The organism is Streptomyces olivoverticillatus (genome assembly GCF_014203555.1).
In the GTDB taxonomy this organism is placed as follows: Bacteria; Actinomycetota; Actinomycetes; order Streptomycetales; family Streptomycetaceae; genus Streptomyces; species Streptomyces olivoverticillatus.
The window spans coordinates 509,124-527,685 of the sequence record NZ_JACHJH010000003.1 but is presented as its reverse complement, the minus strand read 5'-3'; the positions used below and the strand labels follow the sequence as shown (position 1 = coordinate 527,685).

At 74.3% G+C, this 18,562-nt stretch carries 17 protein-coding genes; 11 read left to right on the top strand and 6 right to left on the bottom strand.

Annotated features, from left to right (window positions below):
• The first annotated feature begins 31 nt into the window (after positions 1-31).
• From FHS39_RS13055 to FHS39_RS13035, 5 genes are read left to right on the top strand one after another with little or no spacing between them, the layout of a single operon-like run.
• A complete protein-coding gene (locus FHS39_RS13055; protein WP_184349485.1) occupies positions 32-2,080 on the top strand; it encodes a proton-conducting transporter transmembrane domain-containing protein in 2,049 nt (682 codons plus the stop codon).
• Positions 2,077-3,039 (top strand): respiratory chain complex I subunit 1 family protein, encoded by a 963-nt coding sequence (locus tag FHS39_RS13050; protein WP_343069547.1) that lies wholly within the window; start codon positions 2,077-2,079, stop codon positions 3,037-3,039. The genes FHS39_RS13055 and FHS39_RS13050 overlap by 4 nt, the downstream gene beginning before the upstream one ends.
• A gap of 10 nt (positions 3,040-3,049) precedes the next feature.
• A complete protein-coding gene (locus tag FHS39_RS13045; RefSeq protein ID WP_184349484.1) occupies positions 3,050-3,748 on the top strand; it encodes a hypothetical protein in 699 nt (232 codons plus the stop codon).
• Positions 3,745-5,238 (top strand): proton-conducting transporter transmembrane domain-containing protein, encoded by a 1,494-nt coding sequence (locus FHS39_RS13040; protein WP_184349483.1) that lies wholly within the window; start codon positions 3,745-3,747, stop codon positions 5,236-5,238. The genes FHS39_RS13045 and FHS39_RS13040 overlap by 4 nt, the downstream gene beginning before the upstream one ends.
• 3 nt (positions 5,239-5,241) lie before the next feature.
• Entirely contained in the window at positions 5,242-6,762 is a 1,521-nt protein-coding gene (locus FHS39_RS13035) for a hydrogenase large subunit (protein WP_184349482.1), read from the top strand.
• 1 nt (position 6,763) lies between these two features.
• Here the strand turns inward: FHS39_RS13035 and FHS39_RS25850 are convergent, their stop codons facing one another.
• The 3 genes from FHS39_RS25850 to FHS39_RS13020 are packed head-to-tail and all read right to left on the bottom strand — an operon-like array spanning position 6,764 to position 7,517.
• Positions 6,764-6,949: a DUF6126 family protein gene (locus FHS39_RS25850; protein ID WP_045932641.1), complete on the bottom strand. Its 186-nt coding sequence runs from the start codon at positions 6,947-6,949 to the stop codon at positions 6,764-6,766.
• Complete coding sequence (locus tag FHS39_RS13025; protein WP_045932642.1) at positions 6,946-7,323, bottom strand: ArsR/SmtB family transcription factor; 378 nt, start codon at positions 7,321-7,323, stop codon at positions 6,946-6,948. The genes FHS39_RS25850 and FHS39_RS13025 overlap by 4 nt, the downstream gene beginning before the upstream one ends.
• A 5-nt stretch (positions 7,324-7,328) precedes the next feature.
• Positions 7,329-7,517, bottom strand: a complete 189-nt coding sequence (locus FHS39_RS13020; protein WP_184349481.1) for a hypothetical protein — start codon at positions 7,515-7,517, stop codon at positions 7,329-7,331.
• 354 nt (positions 7,518-7,871) lie between these two features.
• Here FHS39_RS13020 and FHS39_RS13015 point away from each other — a divergent pair, with 354 nt between their 5' ends.
• Both FHS39_RS13015 and glxA read left to right on the top strand, forming a co-directional pair.
• Positions 7,872-9,758 carry a glycosyltransferase family 2 protein gene (locus FHS39_RS13015; protein ID WP_246470166.1) on the top strand — a complete coding sequence of 629 codons (1,887 nt, stop codon included), beginning with the start codon at positions 7,872-7,874 and terminating at the stop codon, positions 9,756-9,758.
• A 6-nt stretch (positions 9,759-9,764) separates the two neighbouring features.
• Positions 9,765-11,702, top strand: a complete 1,938-nt coding sequence (gene glxA / locus FHS39_RS13010) for a radical copper oxidase GlxA (protein WP_343069546.1) — start codon at positions 9,765-9,767, stop codon at positions 11,700-11,702.
• Positions 11,703-11,751: 49 nt separating this feature from the next.
• Here glxA and FHS39_RS13005 read toward each other — a convergent pair whose 3' ends face one another.
• Positions 11,752-12,945 carry a glycoside hydrolase family 6 protein gene (locus FHS39_RS13005; protein ID WP_184349480.1) on the bottom strand — a complete coding sequence of 398 codons (1,194 nt, stop codon included), beginning with the start codon at positions 12,943-12,945 and terminating at the stop codon, positions 11,752-11,754.
• A gap of 178 nt (positions 12,946-13,123) precedes the next feature.
• The gene (locus tag FHS39_RS13000) at positions 13,124-14,191 is read right to left on the bottom strand and encodes an ATP-dependent DNA ligase (RefSeq protein ID WP_184349479.1); all 1,068 of its coding nucleotides are present in this window, start codon (positions 14,189-14,191) and stop codon (positions 13,124-13,126) included.
• 77 nt (positions 14,192-14,268) lie between these two features.
• Here FHS39_RS13000 and ligD point away from each other — a divergent pair, with 77 nt between their 5' ends.
• The 4 genes from ligD to FHS39_RS12980 all read left to right on the top strand — a co-directional run bounded on the left by ligD (position 14,269) and on the right by FHS39_RS12980 (position 17,514).
• Positions 14,269-15,273, top strand: a complete 1,005-nt coding sequence (ligD, locus tag FHS39_RS12995; RefSeq protein ID WP_184349478.1) for a non-homologous end-joining DNA ligase — start codon at positions 14,269-14,271, stop codon at positions 15,271-15,273.
• Between the two features lie 97 nt (positions 15,274-15,370).
• On the top strand, positions 15,371-15,781 hold the full coding sequence (locus FHS39_RS12990; RefSeq protein ID WP_184349477.1) for an SH3 domain-containing protein: 411 nt from the start codon (positions 15,371-15,373) through the stop codon (positions 15,779-15,781).
• 276 nt (positions 15,782-16,057) lie between these two features.
• A complete protein-coding gene (locus FHS39_RS12985; RefSeq protein WP_184349476.1) occupies positions 16,058-16,252 on the top strand; it encodes a hypothetical protein in 195 nt (64 codons plus the stop codon).
• Between the two features lie 98 nt (positions 16,253-16,350).
• Positions 16,351-17,514, top strand: coding sequence for a hypothetical protein (locus FHS39_RS12980; RefSeq protein ID WP_184349475.1), 1,164 nt, complete (start codon positions 16,351-16,353; stop codon positions 17,512-17,514).
• A 17-nt stretch (positions 17,515-17,531) separates the two neighbouring features.
• Here the strand turns inward: FHS39_RS12980 and FHS39_RS12975 are convergent, their stop codons facing one another.
• The gene (locus FHS39_RS12975; RefSeq protein ID WP_184349474.1) at positions 17,532-18,509 is read right to left on the bottom strand and encodes a DUF6528 family protein; all 978 of its coding nucleotides are present in this window, start codon (positions 18,507-18,509) and stop codon (positions 17,532-17,534) included.
• Between the last annotated feature and the right edge of the window lie 53 nt (positions 18,510-18,562).

Here is an 18,562-nt window from a genome sequence, read left to right as displayed (position 1 = left end):
GTCCCCCCGATACCCGCGGGGTGAGCGCCCCGTGAACGTCATCGCCACCGCGACGGTCACGGTGGCCGGCCTCGCCGCCGCAGCAGCCCTGGCCGGGGCGGCTCTTCCCCCGCGGGCCCGCGCCGTCACCGCCGGCGTGTGCACCGCCGCGCTGGGCGCCGCCGCACTCGCCGCGGGCACCGCCGCCCTCGGCGGCCGCCGCTGGTCGGCCTCGCTCCCCGGCCTCCTGCCGCCCGCGGGGATCCACCTGGCCGTGGACGCCCTCTCGGGACTGTTCATGGCGGTGGGGGGCGCCGTCGTCCTCGCCGTCGCCGTCTACGGCATCGGGTACGCCGCGGGCCACGGCCCGCACGGCATCGCCTCCCGCGGCGCCCAGGCCGTCCTGCCGGTCTTCGCCCTCGCCCTGGTGCTCGTACCCGCGGCCGCCTCCGTCTCCACCTTCCTGCTGCTGTGGGAGACGATGGCGCTCACCTCGCTGCTGCTCGTCCTGGCCGGGCACCGCGCGGGCAGCCCCGCCCGGCAGGCCGCGGTCCGCGCCGCCGGGATCTGGTACGCCGCCATGACCCACCTCGGATTCGTCCTCCTGCTGGCCGGGCTGGCGCTGTTCGCGGCCGGCGCCGGCGGCGAGACCTTCGCCGCCCTCCGCGCGGGCGCGGCCGGGATGCCGCCCCTCGCCCGCGGAGCCGTCTTCACGCTCGTCGCCGCCGCCTGCGCCTCCAAGGCCGGCGCCGTACCGCTGCACCCCTGGCTGCCGCGCGCCCACCCCGAAGCCCCCGGCAACGTCTCGGCGTTGATGAGCGCCGCCATGGTCAACCTCGGCGTCTACGGCATCGTGCGCACCGGATTCGATCTGCTCGGCGGCGGCCCGCGCTGGTGGTGGCTGCTGGTGCTCGGCGCGGGCGCCCTCTCCGCCGTCTACGGGGTCCTGCAGGCCGCCGTGGCCTCCGACCTCAAACGGCTGCTGTCCTACTCCACCTCGGAGAACCTGGGCCTCGCCCTCGTCGGCGTCGGCGCCGCCGGGCTCTTCCACGCCACCGGCAACCGCGCGGCCGCCTCGCTCGCCCTGGCCGCCGCCCTGCTGCACATCGTCAACCACGCCGCCTTCAAGGCCCTGCTCTTCTGCGCGGCGGGCTCGGTGCTGCGCGCGACCGGGGTGCGCGACCTGGACCGGATGGGCGGACTACGGGCCCGGATGCCCGCCACCACCGCCTTCTTCGCCGTGGCCGCGCTGGGCGCGGTCGCCCTGCCGCCCGGCAACGGCTTCTTCGGCGAATGGCTGCTGCTCCAGTCCATGATCCACGGTCTGGCCGTGCCCGGCGTGTTCACCGCGATCGTGCTGCCCCTGGCCGTCGCGGTCATCGCCCTGTCCGCAGGGCTGGCCGCCGCCGTCTTCGTCAAGGCGCTCGGCGTCGGCTTCTTCGCCCGGCCCCGCAGCGCCCCGGCCGCCGAGGCGGCCGAGAGCCCACCCACGATGCTGGCCGGCATGGGGCTCCTCGCGGCCGCCTGCGCGGCCCTGGCCCTCGTGCCCGGCCTGCTCGGTGACGGGCTGTCCCGCGCCGTCGCGGCGGCGGGGCTGGCCGACGGCCGCCCGCTGACCGGCGGCGCCCTCGGCGTCCGGCTGGACCGGCTCGCCGCCTCCCTCTCCCCGCTGTGGGTCGCCTGCGCGCTGACGGCCGCCCTGGCCGCCGTGTCCGCGCTGACCCGCCTGACGGCACGGCGCCGGCGCCGCGGCAACGCCCGGCTGTGGGACTGCGGCGGCGGGGCGCCGACCGCCCGGATGTCCTACACCGCGACCTCTTTCGCCGAACCCCTGCAACGGGTCTTCGACGACGTGCTCGCCCCCGAACAGGACGTCAACGTCACGCCCATCAGCGAATCCGCCTACCTCGTCGAGCGCGTGCGCTACCAGCGCCGCGTCCCCGACCGCATCGAACACCGCCTCTACCGCCCGTTCCTGGACACCGTCACCGGCCTCGGCCGCGCCTCGCGACGGCTGGCCTCCGGCAGCGTGCACCTCTACCTCGGCTACGGGTTCTTCGGCCTCGTCGCCCTCCTCCTCGCCCTGGCGGTGGGCGCGTGAACGCCGCCGGGGCCGTCGGGCCCGCCGCGGTGGCCGCCCAGGTCGCGGCGGTCGTTGCGGGCGCCCCGCTGCTGGCCGGGCTGATGCGGCAGGTACGGGCCCGCCTGGAAGGCCGGGCCGGGCCGGGCATCGCCCAGCCGTGGCGCGACCTGCGCAAGCTGATGCGCAAGGAACCCATCACCCCCGTCGGCACCGGCCCCGCCTTCCGCACCGCACCGCTGCTGCTGGTGGCCAGCACCGCCGTGGTGGCCGCCCTGATGCCGCTCGCCTCCACCGCCACCCCGGCCGGCGTCCGCTCCGACCTCATCCTCGTGGTGGCGCTGCTCGCCCTCGGCACCGTGGCGCTGGCCCTGGCCGGCCTGGACACCGGGACCGCTTTCGGCGGCATGGGCGCCTCCCGCGAGATGACGGTCGCCGCCCTCGTCGAACCCACCATCCTCCTCGCGGTGTTCGCCCTGTCGATACCGGCCGGATCCACCAACCTCGCGGCCATCGTCTCCGGCGGCATCCACGACTCGGCCCGGCTCGCCTCCCCGGCCGGCCTGCTGGCCACCGCCGCGCTGGCCGTCGCCGTCCTCGCCGAGACCGGCCGGCTGCCCGTGGACAACCCCGCCACCCACCTCGAACTGACCATGGTCCACGAGGCGATGGTCCTGGAGTACGCCGGACCAGACCTCGCCCTCGTCGAACTGGGCGCCCACATGCGGCTGACCGTCCTGCTCGGCCTGCTGGCCTCGCTCGCCGCGCCCTGGGGGATCGCCACCACCGCCTCCGCGGCGGCCGTCGCCCTCGGCCTGGTGCTGTTCGCCGTCAAAGTGGCGCTCCTCGGCGCCGCCCTCGCGGCCGCCGAGGTGTTCTGGGCGAAGTTGCGGCTGTTCCGCATCCCCGAACTCCTCGCCGGCTCCTTCCTGCTGGCCCTGCTCGCGGTGACCGCCTCGTACTTCCTGACGGGCGAATGAGGGGGACCCCATGAACGACGCCGTCTACACCCAGCTCCTCGACCTGGCCTGCGGGGCCTTCCTGCTGGCCGCCGTCGTGGTGCTGTGGCTGCGGCAGCTCGCTTCCATCGTCCGGGTCTTCGCCCTCCAGGGCGTGGCCCTGGCCGCCGTCGCCGCCCTGCTCGGCACCTACGACAGGCGCTGGGAAGTCCTCGCCGTCGCCACCGGCATCGGCGTGCTGCGGGCCGGGCTGCTTCCGCTGCTGATGCGCCGCGCCCTGACCGCCCTCGCCCCGGCCCCCGGCCACCCCTACGAAGAGGACGTCAGCGAGGCCCGCGAGACCGAACCCCTGGTGAACGTCGCCGCCTCCCTGCTGAGCGCCGCCCTGCTCACCCTCCTCGCCTACGCCGTCGCCCGGCCCCTGGTCGAGCTCAACCCCACGCCCGCCACCCGGGCCCTGCCCGTCGGGCTCGCCGTCGTCCTCATCGGCTTCTTCACCCTCGTCACCCGCCGCCGCGCCCTGGCCCAGGTGGTCGGCTTCCTGCTGCTGGACAACGGCATCACCGCCACCGCCTTCCTGGCCGCCTCCGGAGTGCCGCTGATCGTCGAACTCGGCGTCTCCTTCGACGTCCTGCTCGCCGTGCTCGTGCTGCGGATCCTCACCACCCGGATGCGGGCCGCCTTCGGCGGGACCGGCCTCGACGACATGCGGGAGCTCAGCGACCGATGACCCACGCCCTCACCACCGCCCTGCTGACCGCCCCCGTGGCCGGGCCGCTGCTGGCCTCGGCGGCCTACGCCGCGCGGCGCCGGCCCGCCCGGGCCGCAGGCGGACCCGCCGCCTGGCTCGGCCTGCTCTCCCCCCTCACCATCCTCCTGTGCGGCGCCGCGCTCGCCGTGACCGTCCCGGCCCACGGAGCGGCCACCGCCTACGGGCGGATGCTGCGCGCCGACGCGCTGTCGGTGTGGATGCTGCTGGCCATCGGCGCGGTCGCCACCCTCGCCTGCGCCGCGAGCCCCGGCTACCTCGCCCGCGAGGACGCCGACCCGCCCACCGTGCGGCGCTACCACGTCCTGGTCCACGCCTTCCTCGCCGCCATGAGCGCGGCGGTCCTCGCCGCCAACCTCGGGGTGCTGTGGACCGCCATCGAGGCCACCACCATCCTCACCGCGTTCCTGGTCGGCCACCGGCGCACCCGGGCCTGCGTCGAGGCCGCCTGGAAGTACGTGGTGATCTGCTCGGCCGGCATCGCCCTGGCCTTCCTGGGCACCGTGCTCCTCTACTACGCCGCCCGCCAGGCGGGCATCTCCGAGGCCTCCGCCCTGGACTGGCCCGCCCTCGCCGCCCGGGCCGACCGCCTCGACCCCGCCGTCGTACGGCTCGGCACCGGCCTGGTCGTCCTCGGCTTCGGGGCCAAGGCCGGGCTCGCCCCGCTGCACGCCTGGCTGCCCGACGCCTACGGCCAGGCGCCCGCCCCCGTGGCCGCGCTGATGTCCGGCGTGCTGTCCTCGGTCGCCTTCACCGGACTGCTGCGCTACAAGGTGATCGCCGACGCCGCCCTCGGCAGCGGCTACACCCGCGTCCTGCTGGCCGGGCTCGCCCTGCTCACCCTGGCGCTGGCGGCGGCCCTGCTGCTGGGCCAGCGCGACCACCAGCGGATGCTGGCCTACTCCAGCATGGAACACATGGCCCTGATCGCCCTCGGCGCCGCCGTCGGCACCCCGCTGGCCGCCGTGGCCGTCCTGCTGCACATCCTGGGCCACGGGCTGGCCAAGACGGTGGCGTTCTGCGCGTCGGGCCACATCGTGCGGCTGAGGGGCACCAGCCGCATCGGCCGGGTGCGGGGGCTGCTGGCCGAGGCACCGGCGCTGGGCACCGCCTTCGCGCTGGCCGTCATCGCCCTGCTCGGCCTGCCGCCGTTCGCCCTCTTCGCCGCCGAACTGGGCCTCGCCCGCGCCGGATTCGCCGCCGGCCCGTACTGCGCGGCCGCCCTCGCCGCGGCCCTGGCCCTCGTCCTCACGTCCTTCGCCGCGCTGGGCATCCGCACGGCCCGGATGCTGCTGGGCCCGCCGCCGGGCGGCCGGCCGCCGGTGCGGCTCGGTGCGGTGGCCGGGCTCCCGCTCGCCGCGGGCCTGCTCGGCTGCGCCGCGCTCGGCACCGCCACCGGACCGCTCACCCGCCTGCTGACCGCGGCGGCCGCAATCATCGGAGGCCACTGACCCATGACCGCGACCCTCACCGCCCGCACCGTGGTCGACGCCGACCTCGCCCAACTGCCCGGACGCGCGGCCGAGCTGCTGCTCGACGGCCACCGCCTGGCGCTCGTCGCCGCCCACCACGACGGCCCCGGCGCGCCGGGCGGCCGTGCCGTCCGCGTGGTCTACCTCTTTGTCTCCGGCCCGCCCGACACCCGCACCGAACTGCACGTAAGGCTCGACGCGGACGCCCCCGAACTGCCCACCCTGGCCCGGCTGTCCTTCCCCGGCGGCCGCTTCGAGCGCGAGATGCGCGACCTCTACGGCATCGTCCCTCTGGACCACCCGCTCCCGCACCGCCTGGTGCGCCACTTCCACTGGCCGCGCGGCTGGTACCCGATGGCGCCCGACGCGGGCCCGCCGCCGCCCTTCGCCGAGTCCGAAGGCCCGTACCCCTTCCTCGAAGTGGAGGGCGACGGCGTCTACGAGATCCCCGTCGGGCCGGTGCACGCCGGGCTCATCGAGCCGGGCCACTTCCGGTTCTCCGTCGTTGGCGAGACGATCATCAAGCTCAAGGCCCGGCTGTGGTTCGTCCACAAAGGAGTCGAGAAGCTCTTCGAAGGTCGCACGCCCGAGCGCGGACTGCCGCTCGCGGAGCGGGTGAGCGGCGACACCGCCGTCGGCCACGCCCTCGCCTACTGCCTCGCGGTGGAGGAGGCCGCCGGGCTCGGCGTGAGCGACGACGCCCGGCGCGCCCGCGCCCTCCTCCTCGAACTCGAACGCCTCCACAACCACGTCGCCGACCTCGGCGCGCTCTGCAACGACGTCGGCCACGGCATCCTCAACGCCCAGACGCAGCGGGTGCGCGAGCATCTGCTGCGGCTCAACCAGGAGGTCACCGGGCACCGGCTGCTGCGCGGGGGAGTCGTGCTCGGCGGGAGCGAGCTGCTGTGCGTGCCCACGGCGGCCCGGCTGCGGGCCGTCGGCGACGACATCCGCTCCATCGTCACCCTCGCCCTCGGGCACACCACCGTCCGCGACCGCTTCACCGGCACCGCGCGCCTGCGTCCGGAAGCCGCCCGGGACCTGGGCTGCCTTGGTTATGCGGCCCGCGCCAGCGGCCTGCCGGGCGACGCCCGCATCTCCCACCCGGCCTACGACGACTACGGCGCCGCCCTGACCGTCCCCGTCCACACCACCGGCGACGTGCTGGCCCGCTTCCTCGTCCGGGCCGAGGAGACCGACGTCTCGCTGGCGCTGGCCGAGCACCTGGCGGACGGGCTGAGCGCGGGGCGGGCCGTCGCCCGGCCGCCGCGCTCCGGGCTCGCCGAGCCGGGTTCGGGCGTCGGCATCGTCGAGGGCTGGCGCGGCACGATCACCACGCGGGTCGAGACCGGGCCGGAGGGGACGCTGCGCCGGGTGAAGATCGCCGACCCGTCCTTCTTCAACTGGCCCGCACTGCCCGTCGCGCTGGCGGACACGATCGTCCCGGACTTCCCGCTGGCCAACAAGAGCTTCAACCTCTCCTACGCGGGCAACGACCTGTGACCTATTTGGCGTGGGCGCCCAGGTAGAAGAGCAGCCAGATGAACCCGGCGAGGAAGTGGCCCACGACGACGTAGACGAGGACCCGCCAGGCGACCCAGCGCTCCTTGTACTCCTCGCTCCCCGCGCCAAGATCCCTCGGCACGGGGGCGGGGGTCGTGGGCCGGTCGGCGGCACCGCCGTTCGTCACTGCTCTTCTCCACTCGTCGTCGTCAACGCTGCGGATCCCGCCCGGCTCTCGGCGCCGCGCAGTTCCGTCAGCAGTTCTTCCTGTCCCGTCAGCACCTGCGCCAGGATGCGCCGGGCCGCCGCGAGCAGCTCCGCCACGTCGCCGCCGGCCAGTGCGTACACCACCGTGGCGCCCTCGCGGGTGGCGGTCACGATGCCCGAGCGCCGCAACACCGCCAGCTGCTGGGAGAGGCTGGAGGGCTCGATCCCGATCTCGGCGAGCATCTCGCGCACCGGCATCGGCCCGTCCTGCAGGAGTTCGAGGACCCGGATGCGCACCGGGTGCCCGAGCATCCGGAAGAACTCCGCCTTCGCCTGGTAGAGCGGTACCCGCACCCCGATCAACTCCTGCCCCGCCCGTCCTCGTCGTCCCTCGTGGTCACGCCGTGTGCATCGGCCAGCCGCAGCGCGTCGTCCAGCTCCTCCTCCGCGACCGCCGTCGCGAAGACGTCGTCGGCCGCCCGTGCCGCCGCCAGCGCGGCGCGCGCGGCGCGCACCCGCTCCCGCATCGCTTCGGCGAACGCACTCACTGCGGCCCCCTACGCGGCTCGTCCGATTCCTCTCGCACGATTCGCACGATCCGTAGAAGTAGTGAATTGAAGAATTCCGCAATTCTAGAGCACTTCGGCCGAACGGGGGGCTCCATCGGACCGTCATCCGACCGTATCCGCCGGATGAGCCCGGCACCGCTCGGGCGGGTGGGCCATGTGGGTGATGAAGATGCGATCTTCGGTGCGGTTGTCACATCATCGTAGGTCCGTTTTGTTAGTTTTTCTCCGCTGTTGTCGGTTGGTGTGCTGCACACAGCGCCCGACGGCTGCCCTTGTCCCGTGTCCCTTAGTGGCTGGGGGTGTGAAGTGGCGATTTCGGCGAGTGGAGCGCGCTTGGCGGCGGCCCGGGAGTGCCCGGACGCGGCGAAGCCCCCGGATGGCCCACCCGCCCTGGGCCCGCCCGGGACAGGCAGGGGCGGGGGCCCCGGCCCCTGTGGCGCGGACGGCCCCGGCGGGCCGGGTGCGGGGCCGCGGGCGAGCGCCCCGGCCCGCTACGACTACACAGGGTTCAGCCGGCTGGCGGGGGAGCTGACCGAGCCCCCCGACGGCGTCTACCGCGTGCGCTACCGGCGGCTGCTCGGCGGGGAGGGCGGCGGAGTGGGGGTGAGGCTCCTGGTGGGGGCCGCCCCGCTGGTCTGTCTGGGGCTGCTGATCTGGCTGATGTCGCCGGGCCACTGGCTCTACCGCGACTACGTCGGTGCCTGGGAGCGCGCGGCCGACCACGTGATGCTGGTGTCGATCGGGCTGATCGAGCTGTTCCGGGTGGTCAACGTCGTCTCCAACGCACACGCCACCTGGGTGGCCAGGGACCCGGTGCCGGTGCGCGCGCAGCCGGGGACGCGGGTGGCGTTCCTGACGACCTTCGTGCCGGGCAAGGAGCCCCTGTCCATGGTGCGGGCCACCCTGGAGGGGGCGGTGCGCATCGCGCACGACGGGATCCTGGACGTCTGGCTGCTGGACGAGGGCGACGACCCCGAGGCCAAGCGGCTGTGCCGGCGGCTGGGCGTCAGACACTTCACACGCAAGGGCGTCGACCGCTGGAACCAGCCCTCCGGCTGCTTCCGGGCCCGCACCAAGCACGGCAACTACAACTCCTGGCTGGACGCGCACGGGGAAGCCTACGAGTTCATGGCGATGGTGGACACCGACCACGTCCCGCTGCCCAACTTCCTGGAGCGGATGCTCGGTTACTTCCGTGACCCGGACGTGGCGTTCGTCGTCGGCCCCCAGGTCTACGGCAACTACACCACCGCCGTGACCAAGGCCGCCGAGAGCCAGCAGTTCCTCTTCCACGCGCTGATCCAGCGCGCGGGCAACGCCTACGGCTCGCCCATGTTCGTCGGCACCAGCAACTGCGTGCGCATCAGCGTGCTGCGGCAGATCGGCGGGCTCTACGACTCCATCACCGAGGACATGGCGACCGGCCTGGAGATCCACCGCCGCCGCAACCCCGCCACCGGCTGCCGCTGGCGGTCGGTGTACACCCCCGACGTGCTCGCGGTGGGGGAGGGGCCGTCGACGTGGACGGACTTCTTCTCCCAGCAGCTGCGCTGGTCGCGCGGGACGTACGAGACGCTGCTGCGGCAGTTCTGGCGGGCGGTGTGGGCGCTGCCGCCGGGCCGGGTGCTCAACTACGCGCTGATGACCGCCTATTACCCGATGGCCGCGCTGAACTGGGTCCTCGGCGCCCTGACCTGCGTGCTCTTCCTCGGTCTCGGAGCCTCCGGGGTCACGGTGGAGCCGCATGTGTGGCTGATGCTCTACTGCGACGCGGCGGCCCTGCAGATCGGCCTGTACCTGTGGAACCGGCGCCACAACGTCAGCCCGCACGAACCGGCCGGATCCTCGGGAGCGGCGGGCATGGTGATGTCCGCGCTCGCTGCGCCGCTGTACGCGCGCTCGCTGGGCGAGGCGCTGCTGCGGCGGCGCCCGCGCTTCGTGGTCACGCCCAAGGGCGCCGCGGCCAGCCCCGACTGCGTGGCGACCTTCCGCACGCACCTGATGTGGGCCGGGACCTTCATCGTGATGCTCGCCTCGTCGGCGCTGTTCGGGCACACCCACACGGCCATGCAGGTCTGGGGGTTGCTGGCGCTGATCACCGCGCTCGGACCGGTCGCGGTCTGGCAGGGGGAGCTGTGGCGGGAGTGGTGGCTGGAGCGCCGCGAGCCGATCCCGGCCCCCGCCAAGGCCGTGGACACGCGCAGCCGGCCGAGGGGATGAGGCGTGGTGAGGATCTTCCGACAGGCGAAGGCGCGCCGCGCGGCACTGGGCACGGCGGCGGTGCTGGCGCTGGTCGCGGCGAACGGACCCGCGGCCACCGGCTTCGCCGAGCGGGCCTGGCACGACTACACCGTCAACAAGAGCACGTACAAGGCCCGCTACGGGCACTGGGACGTCGTCGACGTACCCGAGCGCTACCGCGTCAACGCCATCCACGCGGCCCTGCTGCACACCGGCAAGGTGCTGCTGATCGCCGGTTCCGGCAACGACGAGAAGAACTTCAAGGCCGGCACCTTCCAGAGCGTGCTGTGGGATCCGGTGCGCAACACCTTCAAGGAGATCCCCACCCCCAAGGACATGTTCTGCGCCGGGCACGCCCAACTGCCCGACGGCCGCCTGCTGGTGGCGGGCGGCACCGCCCGCTACGAGAAGCTCACCGGCGACGTCCGGCGGGCGGGCGGCGCGATGCTGGTGAAGAACGAGAACCCCGACGAGGCCAGGATCCTCCCCGCGGGCACCCTCTTCGAGGGGTCCGGCGGCAGACAGTACCGCTCCCAGGTGCCCGTCCTCGTCCCGCGCGCCAGGAAGATCGTCACCGACGAGGAGGACGCGAGCCGCAAACGGGTCATGGTGACTGCCTCCCAGGCCCGGGTGTACGTGGAGGCCGTCGCCGAGGGCGAGGAGGGCGTCGCCAACACGGCCGACCAGTACCGCATCAAGGGGCTGGAGGGCCGCGAGGCCCAGGACGTCTACGGCCTGGCGGCCAAGCTGGGCCTGGACAAGAAGGACTTCCAGGGGCTCAAGGAGGCCTTCGAGTTCGATCCCGTGGCCGAGCGCTACGTGCCCGTCGACCCCATGTCCGAGGCCCGCTGGTACCCGACGCTGGTGACGCTCAAGGACGGGCGCGTGCTCGCCGTCTCCGGCCTGGACGACATGGGCGAGATCATCCCGGGCAAGAACGAGATCTACGACCCCGGGACCCGCACCTGGTCCGCCGGGCCGCAGCGGTACTTCCCCACCTACCCCGCGCTGTTCCTCACCGGCGGCGGGCGGCTGTTCTACTCCGGCTCCAACGCGGGCTACGGGCCCGCCGACCAGGGCCGCGCGCCGGGTCTGTGGGATGCGGAGAACAACACCTTCACGCCCGTGCCCGGCCTGCCGGAGCAGGACATGACGGAGACCTCCGCCTCGGTGCTGCTGCCCCCCGCCCAGGACCAGAAGGTGATGATCCTCGGCGGCGGCGGGGTGGGCGAGTCCCACCGGTCCAGCGGGCGCACGGCCGTGGCCGACCTCAAGGCCGAGGCCCCCCGCTACACCCCGGGCCCGGCGCTGCCGCGGGCCACCCGCTACCTCAACGCCGTGCTGACCCCCGACGACACCGTCTTCACCACCGGCGGCTCGGGCGACTACCGGGGCAAGCGCGGCTCGGACATCCTGCGCGCCCAGTTCTACGACCCGTCGAGCCGCACCTTCCGCACCGCCGCCGACCCTACCGTCGGCCGCGACTACCACTCCGAGGCCCTGCTGCTGCCGGACGGCCGGATCGCGGTGTTCGGCTCCAACCCGCTCTTCGCCGACAAGGACGACACCCGGGTCGGCACCTTCGAGAAGCGCATCGAGGTCTACACCCCGCCGTACCTCTACCGCCCCCACCGGCCGGCCCTCGGCACCGGCGTCATCGAGGCCGGGCGCGGGACGACCGTCACCCTGCCCGGCGCCTCCCCGCGCGAGGCGGCCAAGGTGCGGCTGATGCGGCCGAGCGCGGTCACCCACGCCACCGACGTCGAGCAGCGCTCCATCGCTCTGACGGCCACGCCCCGGGGCGGCGCGCTGGCCGTGACCATTCCGGAGGATCCTTCGCTGGTGCCGGTCGGCTGGTACATGGTCTTCGTCGTCGACCGGGCGGGCACGCCCTCCAACGCGGCCTGGGTGCACATCGCCTGACGAGCGGACGGGGGCGGCAGCGCGGCAATCCGCGCTGCCGCCCCCGGCTTCACGGGTGCGCCGCCGGAGCGGGGGCCGGGGCCGGCACCGCGGGCGCGGGCACGGAAACAGGGGCGGCGGGCGGAGTCTGTGCGGGCGGGGTCTGTGCCGGGACGCTGGGGACGGTCTTGGCCAGGCCCAGCGCGTACTCGGCCCACCAGTGCCCGGCGGGCGGGGCGCCCCGGCAGGCGCCGTCGGACTCCCCGGGGCGTTTGACCCAGACGAAGGCGTCGACGAGCGGATCGCCGGTCGCCGTGGTGGGCGGCGTCCCCAGCGCCCGGCCCGGCGGGTTGCACCACGCCTCGTCGCCGCTGCCGGTGCCGGTGCCCGCCGAGTCGTCCGCGGCGAGGGCGGTCGGCCCCGGTGCGGGGCTCGGGCCGGGCCGGGACGCGGGCGGCGGCAGCGGGCCGTTGCCGTTGCGGCTGGTGTCGATGATGTAGTGGGCCCCGCCCAGCCGGGCCGAGAGCCGGTCGCCGTACTCCCGGGTGACGGGCGTGGTGTGGAAGTTGGAGACGTTCAGGGCGAAGCCGTCGGCTTGAGCGACCCCCGCCTTCGTCAGCGCCTCGGCCAGCAGCCGCTGGTCGGAGATCCATCCGGCGTTGCCCGCGTCGATGTACACCGACGTCCCCGGCTGCCGCTTGAACGTCCGTACGGCCTCCGACAGCAGCCGGAGCCGTTCCCCGGCGGCGGAGGCGGGCACGCAGCCCGAGGCCCACTGGGCGATGGCGTCGGGTTCGAGGACCACCCACGCCTTGCGCCCGCCGATCCCGGCCGCGGCGCTCGCCACCCAGCTCCGGTAGGCCGCGGCGTCCCGCACGCCCCCGGAGGAGTACTGGCCGCAGTCGCGCTGCGGGATGTTGTAGGCGACCAGCAGCGGGATCCGCCCGGCCCGCTCCGCTTCCCGGGTCACCTCGCCCACCTGTTCCCGGGGGTCGCCGCCGGTCATCCACACCGCCGTCGGCCGGTCGGCGATGCGCCGCATCGCCTCCGCGTCCTCTTCCCGCCCCCGCTCCAGCCACGTCTGCACCTGCTTGGCGGCCCGGCCCGCGGGCTCCACCCAGAACGGGGAGTCCGGGCCGTCGGCCGCGTCGGCGGCGGCGGACGGCCCGGTGCAGGCCGACAGGCACACGGCGCATGCGCAGGCCACCAGGGCGGCACCGCGTCGTGCGCCGGAGGCGAAGCGGGTCGGATACGCCCCGGCCATGGGCGTCACCCCTTCCATCGGGCGGCAGCAGTTCCGTCCAGCCTGGATCTGTCGACCCGTCAGTTCCTGTTTTGCGCGGCCGTCCGGGTAGGACGATGCGCCGAAAGGGGAACCAGCCCGGAGAAAGACTGCGGCTGACGTGCCGTCAGTGAAGACGCGCGTACGAGCTGACGCAGGCTCAGGCCCGGCCGCCCAGCACCTCGGCCAGGTCGTAGTGCACCGGCTCCTCCAGCTGTGCGTACGTGCACGAGGAGGGCTCCCGGTCCGGGCGCCAGCGGCGGAACTGCGCGGTGTGCCGGAAGCGGTCGCCCTGCATGTGGTCGTAGGCGACCTCGCACACCCGCTCCGGGCGCAGCGGGAGCCAGGACAGATCCTTCTTGCCGGTCCAGCGGCTGGGCCCGCCGGGCAGCCGGTCGGCCGCCTGCGCCTCGGCGCTGGCCCACTCCTGCCAGGGGTGGCCTGCGGCGTCGGACATGCGCAGCGGTTCCAGCTCGTCCATCAGCTCCCGGCGCCGGCGCATGGGGAAGGAGGCACAGACCCCCACGTGCTGCAGGCGGCCCTCGGCGTTGTACAGCCCGAGCAGCAGCGAGCCGACGACCGGTCCGCTCTTGTGGTGCCGCAGACCCGCGACGACGCAGTCGGCGGTCCGCTCGTGCTTGACCTTCACCATCACCCGCTCGCCCGGCCGGTAGGGCAGCTCCGGCGGCTTGGCCACCACCCCGTCCAGGCCCGCCCCCTCGAACTGGGCGAACCACCGCCGGGCGACGTCGAGATCGTCGGTGGCGGGTGCGGTGAACAGCGGGTCGCGGGCGCCGCGCAGCGCCTCGGTCAGCGCGGCCCGGCGCTCGCGCTGGGGCGTGGCCAGCAGCGACCGGTCGCCCAGGGCGAGCAGGTCGAAGGCGACGAAGGACGCCGGGGTGACCTCGGCCAGGTGCCGCACGCGCGAGTCGGCCGGGTGGATGCGCTCCAGCAGGGCGTCGAAGTCCAGCCGTCCGCCGCGCACGATGACGATCTCCCCGTCCAGCACGCAGCGCTCGGGGAGCTGCTCACGCAGGACGGCGACGAGTTCGGGGAAGTAGCGGGTCAGCGGCCTGCCCGAGCGGCTGCCCAGTTCGAGCTCGGCGCCGTCGCGGAAGACGATGGCCCGGAAGCCGTCCCACTTGGCCTCGTACTGCATCCCGGGCGGGATGGTGGCCGCGGACCGGGCCAGCATCGGCTCGACGGGAGGCATCACCGGAAGGTCCATGGTCGTGATTGTGCGGGCCCGGCCGGGGCGGCGCCCGCCGACAGGCGTGGCGACACGGCGCCGCCTAGCGTGTGTACATGGCACAGACGCTGGAGCTCACCGTCGGCGAGCGGACGGTACGGCTGTCCAATCCCGACAAGGTCTACTTCCCCCGGCGCGGATTCACCAAGGCCGACGTCGCCCGCTACTACCTGAGCGTCGGGGACGGCATCCTGCGAGCGCTCAAGGACCGGCCCACCACCTTGGAGCGCTACCCCGACGGGGTCGAGGGGGAGTCGTTCTTCCAGAAGCGGGCGCCCAAGAACCTGCCGGAGTGGATCCCCACCGGCCGGATCGCCTTCCCCAGCGGCCGGTACGCCGACGAGATCTGCCCCACCGAGACCGCGGCCGTGCTGTGGGCGGCGAACCTGGGCTGCCTGACCTTCCACCCCTGGCCGGTCCGCCGCTCCGACACCGACCACCCCGACGAGCTGCGCATCGACCTGGACCCGCAGCCCGGCACGGGCTATCCGGAGGCGGTGCGAGCCGCGCTGGAGCTGCGGGAGGTGCTGGCCGGGCTGGGCCTCACGGGCTGGCCCAAGACGTCCGGCGGGCGCGGCCTGCACGTGTTCGTGCCCATCGCGCCGCAGTGGACCTTCGTCCAGGTGCGGCGCGCGGCCATCGCCGTCGCCCGGGAGCTGGAGCGGGGCGCGCCGGAGCGGATCACCACCGCGTGGTGGAAGGAGGAGCGCGGGGAGAAGGTCTTCGTCGACTACAACCAGACGGCCCGGGACCGCACCATCGCCAGCGCCTACTCCGTGCGCCCCCGCGAGCGTGCCCCGGTCTCCGCGCCGCTGCGCTGGGAGGAGCTGCCCGACGCCGTGCCCGAGGACTTCGACCTGGCGACCATGCCCGTTCGCTTCGCCGAGCTCGGCGACGTCCACGCGGACATGGACGCCCACCCCTGCGGCCTGGAGGCCGCGCTGGAGCTGGCCGCCCGGGACGAGCGCGACCACGGGCTGGGGGACCTGCCCTACCCGCCGGAGCACCCGAAGATGAAGGGCGAGCCGAAACGGGTGCAGCCCAGCCGGGCGAAGAAGTAACCCCACCTGCGAGTATTCATCCGTATGTCCTGGTTTATCCCCTCTTTCTGTGTGGAACTGGGGCAATGCTGTATCCACTTCGCACAGAGGAGTTCCCATGTCCTGGACATTCGCGAGCCGCGGCGGCAAGTTGTCGGCCGGCCTGCTGGCGGCCGCCGCGCTCGGCGGATCGCTGCTGGCCGTCACTCCGGTGCACGCGACCCCCGGCCCGGGTACCGGTACCAAACCCAACGGCACGGTCAACGCGGCATCGGGCATCAACGAGCGCGCGTACCCCAGCACCGACTCGTCCGTGCGGGGGGTCCTCAAGCACAACGCCCCGCTCGCGCTCCGGTGCAAGGTCCACGCGCAGGACGTGGGCGGCAACACGCTCTGGTACCTCCTGAAGGACCGCAGCACCTGGGTCTCCGGCAAGTACATCGCCAACGCCCCGGACGTCCCTTTCTGCCGGTCCCTCAACCGCAGCGCACTGGACAACAGCGTCGAGTCCCGCAGCGCGATGGGCTGACGGCACGGGCCGCGCACGACGGCCGACGGTCCGGGCCCGTGAGGCCCGGACCGTCGTCATCCGGCCATCGTCAGGCCGCCCCCGTCGATCCCGAGCCGGTTCTTCCGGCCGGATCGGCCGGGTGCCATGATGAGCGGGGGAGGGGTGAGACGTGAACTGTACTCGCTGCGGCGCGCCCGTGATCCAGGGATCCGACGGCGGCTGGTCGTGCAACAACTGTGGTGCCGCCGGTAAATAATGGACAGCTCCGACATCCCCCAGACGAATGCTGCCGCGATGCTCTGCAAAGACTGCCTGAACCCGGTGATCGAGGGTCCCGAGGGGGGGTACGTCTGCGGTCAGTGCTTCCACGTCGTCGAGCCCAACGGCTATGCCGAACGTCGCGCGGAGGGCGTGAAGAAGGCCGCCGAGGAGCGCAGGATCCGCACCGAGGAGCGGCGCGCCCGCTCCGTGGCCCGCAAGCGCGGGTGACGTCCGCACCGGCCGTGCGGCCATTACCGTCCTCGGCTCCGGCACCGGCGCCTACAGTTGCGTCACGCATCTGTGAACCAGCCGGAAGGAAGAACGCGTTGGACCACCCGACCCACGGTTGTGTTCTGCTGCTGGACGGCACCCCCGACCGGCGGCGGGGCACCCTGCCGAACCCGACGGCGCACGCCATCGCCGGGGCGGGCCCCCGCGGCTTCCTCGCCGCCCCCTCGGCCGACATCGTGCAGCTCCCCGCCATGGCGGGCCCGCAGAGCGTGCTCGCCTACCTCCAGGACGCCGTACGAGTGCCCGGCCCGCTGCTGGTGTGGGTGACCGGCCATCTGATGATCCCCACCCGCCGCAGCACCGAGCTGCACCTGGCACTGCGCGACAGCACCCCGGCCACCGTCCGCTACACGGGCCTGCCCTGGCAGTGGCTCACCCGCACGCTGCGCGAGCACGCCGGGCCCACCCTGCTGCTGATCGACGCCGAGGCGGACGCCCACTCCTGGCCGCATGTGACCGCCGCCGCCCACGACGGACGCTTGGCCGAGGGCCTGCCGCTGACCGGGGTGGTCGCCCCCGCCGCGGCCAAGCCCCCGCTGGAGGCCGGCCCCTACACCCGCGCCTTCCTCACCGCCCTGTCCGTCGGGCACCCCACGGCGGGCCCCACCCTCGATCCCGCCCTGCTCCACCAGCTGGCCCTCGCCCAAGCCGGGCTCCCCGAAGGCATCCTGGCCCTCCAGTACGGAGGCGGCGGCTCCGTCCTCGCCAACCGCGCCGCCGTGGCTCCCGCCCCGGCCCCCGAGCCCGTACCGGCGGTGGCCGATGCCCCGCCGCCCGAGGACCGCGACCCCCTGCCGCGCATCCTGACCGCCGCCCGGGAAGGCCGGCACAACGAGGCCGCCGCCATGGCCGCCGCCTGGGAGCAGCAGGCGCTCCGCCGGCACGGCCCGCACAGCTCGGAGGCCGGGCTGTGGGTCGAGGTGCGCGCCGATCTCGCCCGCCTCGCGGGGGATCACCCGCGCGCTGCCGAACTGTGGATGTCGGCCGCCTCCCACCGCATCCTGCGCGGCGGACCCACCGACGGCGAGGCGCTCGCCGCGCTCAAGCGGGCCCACTACTGCTGGCAGCACAGCGGAGAGCGCGCCCGCCTCCTCGCGCCCGCCCTGCTGGCCCTGTGGGAGCAGGTCCCCGGCAGCCTCGACGCCGCCGCCGACGTCCGGGCGCGGCTGCGGGAAGCGCCACCCACGGCCGTCCGCTAGGCGTGCCCCGGCGGCGCTCACTGCCCGCGGGCAGTGGTCCACCAGCGCGCCTTGTACACTCCGCCGCGCAGCAGGGTGCGGGTGCCGTCGGGCTGGTAGAGCGTCAGCGTCGAGGTGCACCAGTCGCAGGGGTTGCCCGGTTCGGGCCGGGCGAGGAGCACCTGCCCGGTCCTCGGGTCGTCCCCGATGCTCTTGACGCCCGGACCGCTGATCCGCGACTGCAGGGGGTAGGACACGAAGCGCCCCTGTGCCGTCGCGTACTGGTACACGGCCGAGGCGGTCGTCACCCACAGCCGGCCCCGCGCGGTGAGCACCGGGGCCAGGTCGTGTCCGTTGCGGGTGGGCAGGTCGACCCGGCGGGCCACCGAAAGCGCCGGGTCGCCCGCGGACCCCGACACCTTCAGCGCGACCAACTCCCGTGACCCCAGCGCCCACAGCAGCCGCGTCCCCGGGTCCCAGTGCACCCCGTGCGCACCCGCGAGCGCCACCTGCGCATGCCGGGTGACGCGGGGTCCGGCGGAGGCCGCGTACAGCCGTACGTAGCCGCCGGTGCTGGCCGCGACCGCCACGTTCCCGTCCGGCAGCAGGTCGATGCTGTGCGCATTGCCGGTGCCGGTGTCGGCCGCCCAGTACACCTCGCGGTCCGGATAGCCCACCACCGCGGCCAGCCCGCCCGAGGCCGTCGCCAGCAGATAGCGCCGCCCGTCCAGCTCCCGGAACTTCGCCTCGCTGGGGTTCGTCCACGAGGAGTCGGGATCCAGGTCCCCGAGCTCCTGCTGCCCGTCGGCGCTCCACGACCACAGCACCCCGCGGCTGTCGCCCCCGGCGTCCCACTGCGTGAGCCCCCCGTCGAGCACATGGACGGCCCGCGTGGCCTGATCGGCCGCCACGACGGGGGAGGCCGCCGCACGGCGCGCGCTCCCGGCCGATGCCGTACCCGGTGAAGTCCCCACGGCCAGCGCCGCCGTCAGCATCGCGGCCCACAGACGTCTCACGCGCACAGCATCGGCCGCCGCCGGGCCCCCGCCCCGGCGGCGCGCCCGGCCGG

Coding starts and splice junctions, on each gene's coding strand:
- FHS39_RS12985 (WP_184349476.1), top strand. CDS start 16,058: ATGCTCTGCAAAGACTGCCTGAACCCGGTGATCGAGGGTCCCGAGGGG.
- FHS39_RS13005 (WP_184349480.1), bottom strand. CDS start 12,945: ATGGCCGGGGCGTATCCGACCCGCTTCGCCTCCGGCGCACGACGCGGT.
- FHS39_RS12990 (WP_184349477.1), top strand. CDS start 15,371: ATGTCCTGGACATTCGCGAGCCGCGGCGGCAAGTTGTCGGCCGGCCTG.
- ligD (WP_184349478.1), top strand. CDS start 14,269: ATGGCACAGACGCTGGAGCTCACCGTCGGCGAGCGGACGGTACGGCTG.
- FHS39_RS13035 (WP_184349482.1), top strand. CDS start 5,242: ATGACCGCGACCCTCACCGCCCGCACCGTGGTCGACGCCGACCTCGCC.
- FHS39_RS13000 (WP_184349479.1), bottom strand. CDS start 14,191: ATGGACCTTCCGGTGATGCCTCCCGTCGAGCCGATGCTGGCCCGGTCC.
- FHS39_RS13045 (WP_184349484.1), top strand. CDS start 3,050: ATGAACGACGCCGTCTACACCCAGCTCCTCGACCTGGCCTGCGGGGCC.
- FHS39_RS13040 (WP_184349483.1), top strand. CDS start 3,745: ATGACCCACGCCCTCACCACCGCCCTGCTGACCGCCCCCGTGGCCGGG.